At 58.2% G+C, this 13,706-nt stretch carries 8 protein-coding genes; 7 read left to right on the forward strand and 1 reads right to left on the reverse strand.

Annotation, left to right across the window (positions count from 1 at the left end):
- Positions 1-44 precede the first annotated feature (44 nt).
- The 6 genes from araB to rluA all read left to right on the forward strand — a co-directional run bounded on the left by araB (position 45) and on the right by rluA (position 10,234).
- Complete coding sequence (araB, locus tag DVA44_RS20290) at positions 45-1,754, forward strand: ribulokinase (RefSeq protein WP_114387958.1); 1,710 nt, start codon at positions 45-47, stop codon at positions 1,752-1,754.
- A 10-nt stretch (positions 1,755-1,764) separates the two neighbouring features.
- Positions 1,765-3,267: an L-arabinose isomerase gene (gene araA / locus DVA44_RS20295; RefSeq protein WP_114387959.1), complete on the forward strand. Its 1,503-nt coding sequence runs from the start codon at positions 1,765-1,767 to the stop codon at positions 3,265-3,267.
- A 51-nt stretch (positions 3,268-3,318) separates the two neighbouring features.
- Complete coding sequence (araD, locus tag DVA44_RS20300; protein ID WP_032616482.1) at positions 3,319-4,014, forward strand: L-ribulose-5-phosphate 4-epimerase; 696 nt, start codon at positions 3,319-3,321, stop codon at positions 4,012-4,014.
- Between the two features lie 154 nt (positions 4,015-4,168).
- The gene (gene polB / locus DVA44_RS20305) at positions 4,169-6,526 is read left to right on the forward strand and encodes a DNA polymerase II (protein WP_114387960.1); all 2,358 of its coding nucleotides are present in this window, start codon (positions 4,169-4,171) and stop codon (positions 6,524-6,526) included.
- A gap of 129 nt (positions 6,527-6,655) precedes the next feature.
- Positions 6,656-9,562, forward strand: coding sequence for an RNA polymerase-associated protein RapA (gene rapA, locus DVA44_RS20310; protein WP_114387961.1), 2,907 nt, complete (start codon positions 6,656-6,658; stop codon positions 9,560-9,562).
- Between the two features lie 12 nt (positions 9,563-9,574).
- On the forward strand, positions 9,575-10,234 hold the full coding sequence (gene rluA, locus DVA44_RS20315) for a bifunctional tRNA pseudouridine(32) synthase/23S rRNA pseudouridine(746) synthase RluA (RefSeq protein ID WP_114387962.1): 660 nt from the start codon (positions 9,575-9,577) through the stop codon (positions 10,232-10,234).
- 42 nt (positions 10,235-10,276) lie between these two features.
- Here the strand turns inward: rluA and djlA are convergent, their stop codons facing one another.
- On the reverse strand, positions 10,277-11,095 hold the full coding sequence (gene djlA, locus DVA44_RS20320) for a co-chaperone DjlA (protein ID WP_114387963.1): 819 nt from the start codon (positions 11,093-11,095) through the stop codon (positions 10,277-10,279).
- Between the two features lie 240 nt (positions 11,096-11,335).
- On the opposite strand from djlA, the gene lptD reads away from it, so the two are divergent.
- Entirely contained in the window at positions 11,336-13,690 is a 2,355-nt protein-coding gene (gene lptD / locus DVA44_RS20325; protein WP_114315912.1) for an LPS assembly protein LptD, read from the forward strand.
- The last annotated feature ends 16 nt before the right edge of the window (positions 13,691-13,706 follow it).

Here is a 13,706-nt window from a genome sequence, read left to right on the forward strand (position 1 = left end):
ACTCTCTAATGTTCATTCATATCTGTTTTTGATGGAGCAACACCATGGCAATTGCGATTGGCCTCGATTTTGGCAGTGACTCAGTACGCGCCCTGGCAGTGGAATGCACTACGGGTCAGGAGATAGCAACCAGCGTCGAGTGGTATCCGCGCTGGCAAGAGGGGCGCTATTGCGATGCGCCAAACAATCAGTTCCGCCATCATCCACGTGACTATATCGAGTCGATGGAAGCGGCAATCAAAACCGTACTGGCGGAGTTAAGCGAGGCGCAGCGCGCTCAGATCGTCGGGATTGGCGTGGACAGCACCGGCTCAACCCCGGCGCCGATTGACGCCGATGGTCACGTGCTGGCGCTGCAGCCGGCGTTCGCCGATAACCCGAACGCCATGTTTGTGCTGTGGAAAGACCATACCGCGGTGGAAGAAGCCGAAGCCATCACCCGTTTGTGCCATCAGCCAGGCAAAAACGACTACTCCCGCTACATCGGCGGCATTTACTCCAGCGAGTGGTTCTGGGCGAAGATCCTGCACGTTACCCGTCAGGATCCGCAGGTGGCAAAAGCGGCAGTCTCCTGGATTGAGTTGTGTGACTGGGTTCCGGCCCTGCTCTCCGGCACCACCCGTCCGCAGGATATCCGTCGCGGTCGCTGTAGCGCCGGGCACAAATCCCTCTGGCATGAAAGCTGGGGTGGCCTGCCGCCTGCCACCTTCTTTGACGAACTCGACCCGATCATCAACCAGAACCTCGACTACCCGCTCTTTACCGATACCTGGACCGCTGATATCCCGGTCGGCACGCTCTGCGCCGAGTGGGCAGAACGCCTGGGCCTGCCTCAGACGGTAGCCATTTCCGGCGGCGCTTTTGACTGCCATATGGGCGCGGTCGGCGCGGGCGCACAGCCTAACACGCTGGTGAAAGTGATCGGCACCTCCACCTGCGACATCCTGACGGCGGATAAAGCCAGCGTCGGCGATCGCGCCGTAAAAGGCATCTGCGGCCAGGTTGACGGCAGCGTGGTACCGGACTTTATCGGGCTGGAAGCGGGTCAGTCCGCCTTTGGCGACATCTACGCCTGGTTTGGCCGCGTGCTGGGCTGGCCGCTGGATCAGCTGGCCGCCGCCCATCCGGAACTGAAAACCCAGATCGCAGAGAGCAAAAAACAGCTCCTGCCGCAGCTGACCGACGCCTGGGCGAAGAATCCTTCCCTCGATCATCTTCCGGTCGTTCTCGACTGGTTTAACGGCCGCCGTACGCCGAATGCCAACCAGCGCCTGAAAGGGGTGATTACCGATCTGAATCTCGCCACCGACGCCCCGGCGCTGTTTGGCGGGCTGGTAGCGGCTACCGCCTTTGGCGCGCGCGCCATTATGGAGTGCTTTACCGAACAGGGGATCGCCGTCAATGAGGTGATGGCGCTGGGCGGTATCGCCCGTAAGAACCCGGTGATCATGCAGGCCTGCTGCGACGTGCTGAACCGTCCGCTGCAAATTGTCGCCTCGGATCAGTGCTGTGCCCTGGGCGCGGCGATCTTCGCGGCGGTGGCGGCGGGCGTACACACCGACATCCCGACAGCGCAGCAGCATATGGCGAGCAAGGTGGAAAGTACCCTGCAGCCGCGCGCGCAGCAGGCGCAACGTTTTGAACAGCTTTATCAGCGCTACCAGCAGTGGGCGAAGAGCGCTGAGCAGCACTATCTCCCTGTCGCCGCCCCGGTTAAAAACATCCCGGAATCTACGGCAACCCTGACACATTAAGGACACGATAATGACGATTTTTAATAATTATGAAGTGTGGTTTGTGATTGGTAGCCAGCATCTTTATGGGCCGGAAGCCCTGCGCCAGGTGACTCAACACGCAGAACATGTCGTAAACGCCCTGAATGCGGAAGCAAAATTGCCGTGCAAGCTGGTGCTGAAGCCGCTGGGCACCTCCCCGGATGAAATTACCCATATCTGTCGCGATGCTAACTACGACGATAAATGCGCGGGTCTGGTGGTGTGGCTGCACACCTTCTCTCCGGCCAAGATGTGGATCAACGGCCTCTCCATCCTCAACAAACCGCTGTTGCAGTTCCATACGCAGTTCAACGCGGCGCTGCCATGGGACAGCATTGATATGGACTTTATGAACCTGAACCAGACCGCGCACGGCGGCCGTGAGTTCGGCTTCATCGGCGCGCGTATGCGCCAGCAGCATGCTGTCGTCACTGGCCACTGGCAGGACAAGCAGGCGCACCAGCGGATTGGTTCCTGGATGCGCCAGGCCGTATCGAAGCAGGATACCCGGCAGCTGAAAGTGGTGCGCTTCGGCGACAACATGCGTGAAGTGGCGGTAACGGACGGCGATAAAGTGGCCGCGCAGATCAAGTTTGGTTTTTCCGTCAACACCTGGGCGGTGGGCGACCTGGTGCAGGTCGTCAATGAAATCAGCGATGGCGACGTCAATGCGCTGGTGGATGAGTACGAAAGCAGCTATCGCCTGACGGCGGCGGCACAGGTGAATGGTGATAAGCGCCAGAACGTGCTGGATGCAGCCCGTATTGAGCTGGGCATGAAACGCTTCCTGGAACAGGGCGGCTTCCATGCCTTTACCACCACCTTTGAGGATCTTCACGGCCTGAAGCAGCTTCCGGGCCTGGCGGTACAACGTCTGATGCAGCAGGGCTACGGCTTTGCCGGTGAAGGCGACTGGAAAACTGCCGCTCTGCTACGCATCATGAAAGTGATGTCGACCGGTCTGCAGGGCGGCACCTCCTTTATGGAGGATTACACCTACCACTTCGAGGACGGCAACGATCTGGTACTGGGTTCGCACATGCTGGAAGTCTGCCCGTCGATCGCCGTGGATGAAAAACCGATCCTCGACGTTCAGCATCTCGGCATCGGCGGCAAAGCCGATCCAGCGCGTCTGATCTTCAACACCCGTACCGGTCCGGCCATTAACGCTAGCCTGATCGATCTGGGCGATCGTTTCCGCCTGCTGGTGAACTGCATCGACGCCGTTGAAACGCCGCATTCCCTGCCAAAACTGCCGGTGGCGAACGCCCTGTGGAAAGCCCAGCCGGATCTGGCAACTGCTTCCGAAGCCTGGATCGTAGCAGGTGGCGCGCACCATACCGTCTTCAGCCATGCGCTGGATCTCAACGACATGCGTCAGTTCGCGGAACTGCACGATATCGAACTGACGGTCATTGATAACGACACCCGTCTGCCAGCCTTTAAAGATGCGCTGCGCTGGAACGAAGTCTACTACGGTTCAAAACGTTAACAGGGGAACCTTTGGCCTGCCGCAGGGCGGGCCTTTTTTCCTGGAGGATACATGCTGGAAGATCTCAAACGTCAGGTGCTTGAAGCCAACCTCGCCCTGCCGGAACATAATCTCGTTACCCTGACCTGGGGCAACGTCAGTGCCGTGGACCGCGAAGCAGGCGTGTTCGTCATTAAACCGTCCGGCGTCGACTACCGGGTAATGACTGCCGACGATATGGTGGTAGTGAGCATCGCCACCGGTGAAGTGGTTGAAGGGAAGAAAAAGCCCTCCTCCGATACGCCAACGCATCGCCTGCTCTATCAGGCCTTCCCGTCTATCGGCGGCATCGTCCACACTCACTCCCGTCACGCCACTATCTGGGCGCAGGCAGGCCAGCCGATCCCGGCGACCGGCACCACCCACGCCGACTATTTCTATGGCACCATCCCCTGCACCCGCAAGATGACTGATGCCGAGATCAACGGTGAATACGAGTGGGAAACCGGCAACGTGATTGTTGAAACCTTCGAGAAACAGGGTATCGACGCCGCGCAGATGCCGGGGGTGCTGGTTCACTCTCACGGCCCCTTTGCGTGGGGTAAAAATGCCGAAGATGCGGTGCATAACGCTATTGTGCTGGAAGAGGTGGCCTATATGGGCATCTTCTGCCGCCAGCTGGCGCCGCAGCTGCCGGATATGCAGCAGACGTTGCTGGATAAACACTATCTGCGTAAGCACGGCGCGAAAGCCTATTACGGGCAGTAAAACCCGCCCGGTGGCGCTACGCTTACCGGGCCTACAGGTCTCCCAGGCCGAATAAGCGCAGCGCCATCTGGCAAAGCTCACCTGTATAAAACCCCAGCAAAACACCCTTAACCAGGCTATAATCAGGCCTGGTTTTGTTTTATGAGAGAACGGCGTGGCGCAGGCGCAACAAGGCTTTTTACTCACCCGGCACTGGCGGGATACGCCCCAGGGTACCGAAGTTGAATTCTGGCTGGCGACAGATACCGGCCCGCTAAACGTCACCCTGCCTGTCCAGGAGTCCGTTGCGTTTATTCCCGAGCCTGACGTCGAAAAAGCCCGCCAGCTGCTGCAGGGTGAAAATGGCTGGCGGCTGACGCCCCTTGAGCTGAAAGATTTCCACCGTCGTCCGGTTTACGGCCTTTACTGCCGTGCCCACCGCCAGCTGATGCGTTATGAAAAGCTGCTGCGCGAGGCGGGCGTGACCCTCTTTGAGGCCGATGTTCGTCCCCCGGAGCGCTTTCTGATGGAGCGTTTTATCACCGCCCCGGTCTGGGTGGACGGTACGCCCAAGGGCGAACGGCTGATCAACGCCCGTCTCAAACCCAACCCGCACTATCGTCCGCCCCTGAAATGGGCGTCGGTGGACATTGAAACCACTCGTCACGGGGAGCTGTACTGCATCGGCATCGAAGGCTGCGGCCAGCGGGTTGTCTATATGCTGGGCCCGGCCAACGGCGACGCTTCGGAGCTCGATTTCCAGCTGGAGTACGTCAACAGCCGTCCGCAGCTGATCGAAAAACTGAATGCCTGGTTTGCCCGGCACGACCCGGACGTCATCATCGGCTGGAACGTAGTGCAGTTTGATTTGCGCATTCTGCAAAAACATGCCGAGCGCTACCGCATCCCCCTGCTGCTCGGCCGCGGCAACAGCGAGCTGGAGTGGCGCGAGCACGGCTTTAAAAACGGCGTCTTTTTTGCTCAGGCGAACGGGCGCTTAATCATCGACGGCATCGAGGCACTGAAATCCGCCTTCTGGAGCTTCTCATCATTTTCGCTGGAATCGGTATCGCAGGAGCTGCTCGGGGAAGGTAAATCCATCGACAATCCCTGGGACAGGATGGACGAAATTGACCGCCGCTTCGCCGAAGATAAACCGGCCCTGGCGACCTATAACCTGAAAGACTGCGAGCTGGTGACGCGGATTTTCCACAAAACCGAGATCATGCCGTTTCTGCTGGAGCGCGCCACGGTCAATGGCCTGGCGGCCGACCGGCACGGCGGCTCCGTGGCCGCCTTTAGCCATCTCTATTTTCCGCGCATGCACCGGGCGGGCTATGTAGCCCCCAACCTCGGTGACGTGCCGCCCCAGGCCAGCCCCGGCGGCTATGTGATGGACTCCCGCCCCGGCCTGTACGACTCGGTGCTGGTGCTGGATTACAAAAGCCTCTATCCGTCGATCATTCGCACCTTTCTTATCGATCCGGTCGGACTGGTGGAAGGGCTCGCCCAGCCGGATGAGCAGCACAGCACCGAGGGCTTCCTCGGGGCGCGTTTCTCCCGGGAAAAACACTGCCTGCCGGAGATCGTCAGCCAGATCTGGTACGGGCGCGAAGAGGCCAAGCGCCACGGCAATAAGCCGCTTTCCCAGGCGCTGAAGATCATCATGAATGCCTTTTATGGCGTGCTCGGCACCAGCGCCTGCCGTTTCTTCGACCCGCGCCTGGCCTCGTCCATTACCATGCGCGGCCACGAGATCATGCGCCAGACCAAAGTGCTGGTGGAATCCCAGGGCTATGACGTGATCTATGGCGATACCGACTCGACCTTCGTCTGGCTCAGGGGGGCGAAAAGCGAAGCGGAGGCGACCGCCATCGGCCAGGCGCTGGTGGCTTACGTGAACGACTGGTGGCGAACGCATCTGCAACAGGCTGGCTTAACCAGCGCCCTGGAGCTGGAGTATGAAACCCACTTCTGCCGCTTTTTAATGCCCACCATCCGGGGAACCGATCAGGGCAGCAAGAAACGCTATGCCGGGCTTATCCAGGAGGGGGAAAAGCAGCGGATGGTATTTAAAGGGCTGGAAACCGTCCGTACCGACTGGACCCCACTGGCGCAGCGTTTCCAGCAGGAGCTTTATCTGAAAATTTTTCGGCGCGAACCCTATCAGGAGTTTGTGCGCGAGACCATCGCCAGCCTGATGGCGGGCGAGCTGGATGATCAGCTGGTCTACCGCAAGCGGCTGCGTCGCCCGCTGGCGGAGTATCAGCGCAACGTGCCGCCCCACGTTCGTGCCGCCCGGCTTGCCGATGAAGAGAACGTCCGTCTTGGGCGCGCGCCGCAGTACCAGAACCGAGGCACCATCAAGTATGTCTGGACCATCAGCGGCCCGGAGCCGGTGGATTATCAGCGTTCGCCCCTTGACTATGAGCACTACCTCACCCGCCAGCTACAGCCCGTCGCCGAGGGAATTTTACCGTTCATGGACGACGACTTTGCTACACTGATGACAGGTCAGTTGGGGCTATTTTGACAGGTGACGAAATCGCTGCCATCCAGTACCATAGCGCCCTTTCCATTCCCGGACCCATTATTCGATTACCGTCATTTCTGATCGGTGGTTGAACTATTGCCTGCAATTAAAGATTAGAGCCGAACAAATATGCCTTTTACACTTGGTCAACGCTGGATCAGCGACACAGAAAGCGAACTTGGATTAGGAACGGTAGTGGCGCTGGATGCGCGTATGGTCACTCTCCTCTTCCCCGCCACCGGTGAAAACCGTCTGTATGCTCGCAATGATTCCCCTGTTACCCGCGTGATGTTTAACCCGGGCGACACCGTTACCAGCCATGAAGGCTGGCAGCTGAAGATTGAAGACGTAAAAGAAGAGAATGGACTGCTCGCCTATATCGGAACCCGACTGGATACCGAAGAGACGGGCGTCATGCTGCGCGAAGTGCTGCTCGACAGCAAACTGGTCTTCAGCAAGCCGCAGGATCGCCTGTTCGCCGGTCAGATCGACCGCATGGATCGCTTCTCGCTGCGCTACCGTGCGCGCAAGTTCCAGAGCGAGCAGTACCGCATGCCGTGGAGCGGTCTGCGCGGCCAGCGCACCAGCCTGATTCCCCATCAGCTCAACATCGCCCATGACGTTGGCCGCCGCCATGCGCCGCGCGTCCTGCTGGCGGATGAAGTCGGTTTAGGTAAAACCATCGAAGCGGGCATGATCCTGCACCAGCAGCTGCTCTCCGGCGCGGCCGAGCGCGTGCTGATTGTGGTGCCAGAAACCCTGCAGCACCAGTGGCTGGTAGAGATGCTGCGTCGCTTCAACCTGCGTTTCTCCCTGTTTGACGACGAGCGCTACGCCGAAGCCCAGCACGACGCCGATAACCCGTTCGAAACCGAACAGCTGGTGATCTGCTCCCTGGACTTCGTGCGCCGCAGCAAGCAGCGTCTTGAGCACCTCTGTGATGCCGAGTGGGACATCATGGTGGTCGATGAAGCGCACCATCTGGTGTGGAACGTCGACGCGCCGAGCCGTGAATATATGGCGATTGAACAGCTGGCCGAGCGCGTACCTGGCGTACTGCTGCTCACCGCTACGCCGGAACAGCTGGGTCTGGAGAGCCACTTCGCGCGTCTGCGCCTGCTGGACCCAAACCGTTTCCATGACTTTGACCTCTTTGTCGAAGAGCAGAAAAATTATCGCCCGGTGGCGGATGCTGTTGCCCTGCTGCTGGCGGGCAAGCACCTCTCCAACGACGAGCTCAACACCCTGAGCGATCTGATTGGCGAACAGGATATCGAGCCGTTACTCCAGGCGGCCAACAGCGATCGTGAAGGCGCCGACGCCGCACGCCAGGAGCTGGTCTCCATGCTGATGGACAGGCACGGCACCAGCCGCGTGCTGTTCCGTAACACCCGTAACGGGGTGAAAGGCTTCCCGAAACGCGAGCTGCATACCGTTCGTCTGCCGCTGCCCACCCAGTATCAAACGGCGATCAAGGTCTCCGGCATCATGGGCGCACGCAAAACAGCGGAAGAGCGCGCCCGGGACATGCTCTATCCGGAACAGATTTATCAGGAGTTTGAAGGCGATACTGGCACCTGGTGGAACTTCGACCCGCGCGTTGAATGGCTGATGGGTTATCTGACCGCCAACCGTTCCCAGAAAGTGCTGGTCATCTGCGCCAAAGCCACCACCGCGCTGCAGCTTGAGCAGGTTCTGCGCGAGCGGGAAGGTATTCGCGCGGCAGTGTTCCATGAAGGCATGTCCATTATCGAGCGCGACCGCGCGGCGGCGTGGTTCTCCGAAGAGGACAGCGGCGCCCAGGTGCTGCTCTGCTCTGAGATCGGCTCCGAGGGGCGTAACTTCCAGTTCGCCAGCCGTCTGGTGATGTTCGATTTACCGTTCAACCCGGACCTGCTGGAGCAGCGTATTGGTCGTCTGGACCGTATTGGTCAGGCGCACGACATTCAGATCCACGTTCCGTATCTGGAAAAAACCGCCCAGTCGGTGCTGGTGCGCTGGTTCCACGAAGGGCTGGATGCGTTTGAACATACCTGCCCGACCGGTCGTACCATTTACGATAGCGTGCATAACGAGCTGACGGGCTATCTGGCGGCGCCGGAAAACACCGAGGGCTTTGACGAGCTGATCAAAACCTGCCGTGAACAGCATGACGCCCTGAAAGCGCAGCTGGAGCAGGGTCGTGACCGTCTGCTGGAGATCCACTCCAACGGCGGTGAAAAGGCCCAGCGGCTGGCAGAGAGCATTGAAGAGCAGGATGACGATACCAGCCTGATCAGCTTCGCCATGAACCTGTTTGATATCGTCGGTATCAACCAGGACGATCGCGGCGAGAACTTGATTGTGCTGACCCCGTCCGATCACATGCTGGTGCCGGACTTTCCGGGCCTGCCGGAAGATGGTTGCACCATCACCTTCGAGCGTGATGTGGCGCTCTCCCGCGAGGATGCGCAGTTCATCACCTGGGAGCACCCGCTGATCCGCAACGGTCTGGATCTGATCCTCTCCGGCGACACCGGCAGCAGCACCATCTCGCTGCTGAAGAATAAGGCGCTGCCGGTGGGTACCCTGCTGCTGGAGCTGATCTACGTGGTGGAGGCCCAGGCGCCGAAACAGCTGCAGCTCAACCGTTTCCTGCCTGCCACGCCGGTACGTCTGCTGCTGGATAAAAATGGCACCAACCTGGCGGCGCAGGTCGAGTTTGAGAGCTTTAACCGCCAGCTGAGCGCGGTGAATCGCCATACCGGCAGTAAGCTGGTGAATGCGGTGCAGCAGGATGTCTACGCCATCCTCCAGCAGGGTGAGTCTCAGGTTGAGAAAGCGGCGCGCGCCCTGATTGACGCGGCGCGCAGCGAGGCGGATGAAAAACTGTCGGCGGAGCTCTCTCGTCTCGAGGCCCTGCGTGCGGTGAACCCGAATATTCGTGACGATGAACTGGCGGCGATTGAAACCAATCGTCAGCAGGTGCTTGAGAGCCTGAATCAGGCGGGATGGCGTCTGGATGCGCTGCGCCTTATCGTTGTGACGCATCAGTAAGCGGAGCGAAACATGTTGATGGAACCCTACAATCCGCCGCAGGATCCGTGGCTGGTCATTCTCTATCAGGATGAGCATATTATGGTGGTCAACAAGCCAAGCGGCTTGTTGTCCGTGCCGGGCAGGCTGGATGAGCACAAAGACAGCGTGATGACGCGCGTTCAGCGCGATTATCCGCAGGCGGAGTCCGTCCACCGTCTGGACATGGCCACCAGCGGAGTGATTGTAGTGGCGCTGACCAAGGCCGCAGAGCGCGAGCTGAAACGTCAGTTTCGAGAGCGTGAGCCGAAGAAACAGTACCTGGCGCGCGTCTGGGGACATCCACAGCCTGCGGAAGGGCTGGTCGACCTGCCGCTGATCTGCGACTGGCCTAACCGCCCGAAGCAGAAGGTTTGCTACGAGACCGGCAAGGCGGCGCAAACCGAGTATGAAGTGCTGGAGTACGCGGAGGACAACAGCGCCCGCGTGCTGTTAAAACCGATTACCGGCCGCTCGCACCAGCTGCGTGTGCATATGCTGGCGCTGGGTCACCCGATTCTGGGGGATCGCTTTTATGCCACGCCGGAAGCCCGGGCGATGGCGCCGCGTCTGCAACTGCATGCGGAAATGCTCACCATCACCCACCCGGAATACGGTACGCCGATGACCTTTAAGGCACCGGCAGACTTTTGATCCGTTGCCCGGCAGCACCTTGCCGCCGGGCCAACCACTTCCTTACTTAAAGCCCTTCTGCTCTTTGATGAGCTCGTACGCTTTCTGAATTTCCTGCGCTTTTTGCTTCGCCATCTCCATCATCTCTGGCGGTAAACCTTTGGCCACCAGCTTATCCGGGTGATGTTCGCTCATCAGCTTACGATAGGCGCGCTTAATGGTTGTCGGCTCATCGGTTGGCTTCACGCCCAGCACATTACAGGCATCTTCTAGGGTTGGCCCGCGCTGCGCCTGCTGCCAGCCGCCCCCGCCCGTCTGCTGTTGCTGATAGCCGCCGCCAAACTGTGCGCCGCCCTGCATCATGCGCAGGAACTGATCGAACTGGGTGCGGGAAATGCCCAACTCTTCGGCGATAACATACAGCACCTCACGTTCGTTCGGGTGGAGCGACCCATCGGCAAACGCCGCCTGGATCTGAATCTCCAGAAACATCCGAATTAAGTCGAAGCGCCCGAAGCAGATGCTGCGGAACTGACGCATTTTTTCGCGCAAGGGATAGTTATCCGCCTTACCGATACGAAATGCGTTTTGCGCGGCCGCCCGGGAGTCACCGTGCAGGTTCATGCGATCCATAAACTGGCTGGCGACATGGATGTCGGCCTCGGTGACACGCCCTTTCGACTTGGTCAGATGGCCCATTACCTCGAAGGTTGTCGCAAAAAAAAGCGCCTGGCGTTCACGCTGGTTAGCGAACCAGGCCATCTTGCGACTGCGCGCTTTATCAAACATATGGCCGATAAGCAGCCCCAGAACGATACCCCAGAAGCCCGCGCCCATCAGTAAAGCGAACGCTACGCCGATAATTTTTCCCCAATACTGCATATACTCCCCAAATGGTGATCGATTTGATCCAGCGCAACGCCATCATTCCGGTGGCCTGGCCACGGTCAAGTGAAGGACATCGCCTATAATTTGCATTATCATACTCGTCATTCAATAACGAGCCTATCACCATGGCTCGTTTACGGGCAGGATTAACGCTGGCACTGTGATGATGAGTAAGATAGTCTCTGACCGTTTGCCAGCGATAAGCCACTGATGACGGAACAATAAATAAAACGTATGAAAAAACGTATCCCCACCCTTCTGGCCACGATGATAGCTACGGCTCTGTACAGTCAACAGGGTCTGGCAGCCGATCTCGCCTCGCAATGTATGCTGGGTATCCCCAGCTATGATCGCCCGCTGGTACAGGGTGATACGAACACGCTACCGGTTACCATCACCGCTGACAACGCAAAAGGGAATTATCCTGACGACGCCCTGTTTAGCGGGAATGTGGATATTAACCAGGGCAACAGCCGCTTGCAGGCCGATGAAGTGCAGTTGCACCAGAAACAGCCAGAAGGCGCAGCCGAACCGGTACGTACGGTCGATGCGCTGGGTAATGTGCACTATGACGATAATCAGGTCATCCTGAAAGGTCCGAAAGCCTGGTCGAACCTGAATACCAAAGACACTAACGTCTGGGAAGGTGATTACCAGATGGTTGGCCGCCAGGGTCGCGGTAAAGCGGACCTGATGAAACAGCGCGGTGAAAACCGCTACACCATTCTGGAGAACGGGACCTTTACCTCCTGTCTGCCAGGCTCGGATACCTGGAGCGTGGTAGGTAGCGAAGTGATCCACGACCGCGAAGAGCAGGTTGCGGAGATCTGGAACGCCCGCTTTAAGCTCGGCCCGGTGCCGGTCTTCTATAGCCCCTATCTGCAACTGCCCGTGGGCGACAAACGTCGCTCCGGCTTCCTGATCCCGAACGCCAAGTACAGCACCTCAAACTACTTTGAGTTTTACCTGCCGTACTACTGGAACATCGCGCCCAACATGGACGCCACGATCACGCCGCACTATATCCACAAGCGCGGCAACATCATGTGGGAGAACGAGTTCCGCTATCTGACGCAGGCGGGTTCTGGTCTGATGGAGCTGGACTATCTGCCATCGGATAAAGTGTATGAGGATGATCCAAGAAATACCTCCGGGGATAATCGCCATCGCTGGTTGTACTACTGGCAGCACTCGGGCGTAATGGATCAGGTGTGGCGTTTCAACGTCGACTACACCAAAGTCAGCGACTCGAGCTATTTTAACGATTTTACGTCTAAATACGGCTCAAGTACCGATGGCTACGCCACGCAGAAATTCAGCGCGGGCTATGTAGTACGGAATTTTGACGCGACCGTTTCAACCAAACAGTTCCAGGTCTTTAGCGACCAAACGCAAAGCACCTATGCTGCAGAGCCACAGCTTGATGTTAACTGGTACCAGAATAATGTGGGTCCTTTTGACACCCGGGTCTACGCCCAGGCGGTGCATTTCGTCAATACCGACTCAGACATGCCTGAAGCGACGCGTCTGCACCTTGAGCCAACGATTAACCTGCCTGTTTCAAACGACTGGGCCAGCCTTGATACCGAAGTGAAGCTGATGGCGACCCACTATCAGCAGGATAATCTGGAAACGTACAATGCCAACCATGGCACGCGTCTGGAAGATTCCGTTAACCGCGTGCTGCCGCAGTTTAAAGTGGACGGCAAGCTCGTCTTCGAGCGCGACATGAACTGGAGCGAGGGCTATACCCAGACGCTGGAGCCGCGCGCCCAGTATCTCTATGTGCCGTACCGCGATCAGAGCAATATCCAGAACTATGACTCTTCATTCCTGCAATCTGATTACAGCGGCCTGTTCCGCGACCGTACTTACGGTGGCCTGGACCGTATTGCATCGGCCAACCAGGTGACTACCGGGGTCACAACCCGTATTTATGATGATGCTGCAGTTGAACGTTTTAATGCTTCTGTGGGTCAAATCTACTACTTCACCGAAGCACGTACCGGTGATGACAATATCCAGTGGGAGAAGGACGACAAAAAAGGATCGCTGGTATGGGCTGGAGATACTTACTGGCGCATAACCGATCGTTGGGGTCTGCGCAGCGGCGTGCAATATGATACGCGACTGAACAATGTTGCCACCGGTAGCGGTTCAATCGAGTACCGTCGTGATGCGGACCGAATGGTACAGCTTAGCTATCGTTACGCCAGCCCGGAATATATCCAGGCGACGTTACCTAACTTTGCCACGTCCGAACAAACGAAAGAGGGCATTTCGCAGGTGGGGGGCATCGCAAGCTGGCCAATTGCCGATCGTTGGTCGGTGGTGGGAGCCTACTACTTCGATACCAACCAGAATAAGTCTGCAGATCAGATGCTGGGTGTGCAGTACAACTCCTGCTGCTACGCGATCCGCGTTGGATACGAACGTAAGCTGAATGGCTGGGACTATGACAAAGGTCAGAGCGAATACGACAACATCATCGGCTTTAACATCGAACTGCGCGGTCTGAGTTCCAACTATGGTCTGGGTACTCAGCAGATGCTGCGCTCACCGATTCTGCCGTACCGTAGTTCATTGTGATGTACTTGATTTAACA

Source organism: Leclercia sp. W17 (genome assembly GCF_003336325.1).
Classification (GTDB): Bacteria; Pseudomonadota; Gammaproteobacteria; order Enterobacterales; family Enterobacteriaceae; genus Enterobacter.

What these genes read in the sequence shown, in the direction of transcription:
- araB (WP_114387958.1), top strand. Translation starts at nt 45, where the DNA reads ATGGCAATTGCGATTGGCCTCGATTTTGGCAGTGACTCAGTACGCGCC.
- rapA (WP_114387961.1), top strand. Translation starts at nt 6,656, where the DNA reads ATGCCTTTTACACTTGGTCAACGCTGGATCAGCGACACAGAAAGCGAA.
- djlA (WP_114387963.1), bottom strand. Translation starts at nt 11,095, where the DNA reads ATGCAGTATTGGGGAAAAATTATCGGCGTAGCGTTCGCTTTACTGATG.
- rluA (WP_114387962.1), top strand. Translation starts at nt 9,575, where the DNA reads ATGTTGATGGAACCCTACAATCCGCCGCAGGATCCGTGGCTGGTCATT.
- araA (WP_114387959.1), top strand. Translation starts at nt 1,765, where the DNA reads ATGACGATTTTTAATAATTATGAAGTGTGGTTTGTGATTGGTAGCCAG.
- araD (WP_032616482.1), top strand. Translation starts at nt 3,319, where the DNA reads ATGCTGGAAGATCTCAAACGTCAGGTGCTTGAAGCCAACCTCGCCCTG.
- lptD (WP_114315912.1), top strand. Translation starts at nt 11,336, where the DNA reads ATGAAAAAACGTATCCCCACCCTTCTGGCCACGATGATAGCTACGGCT.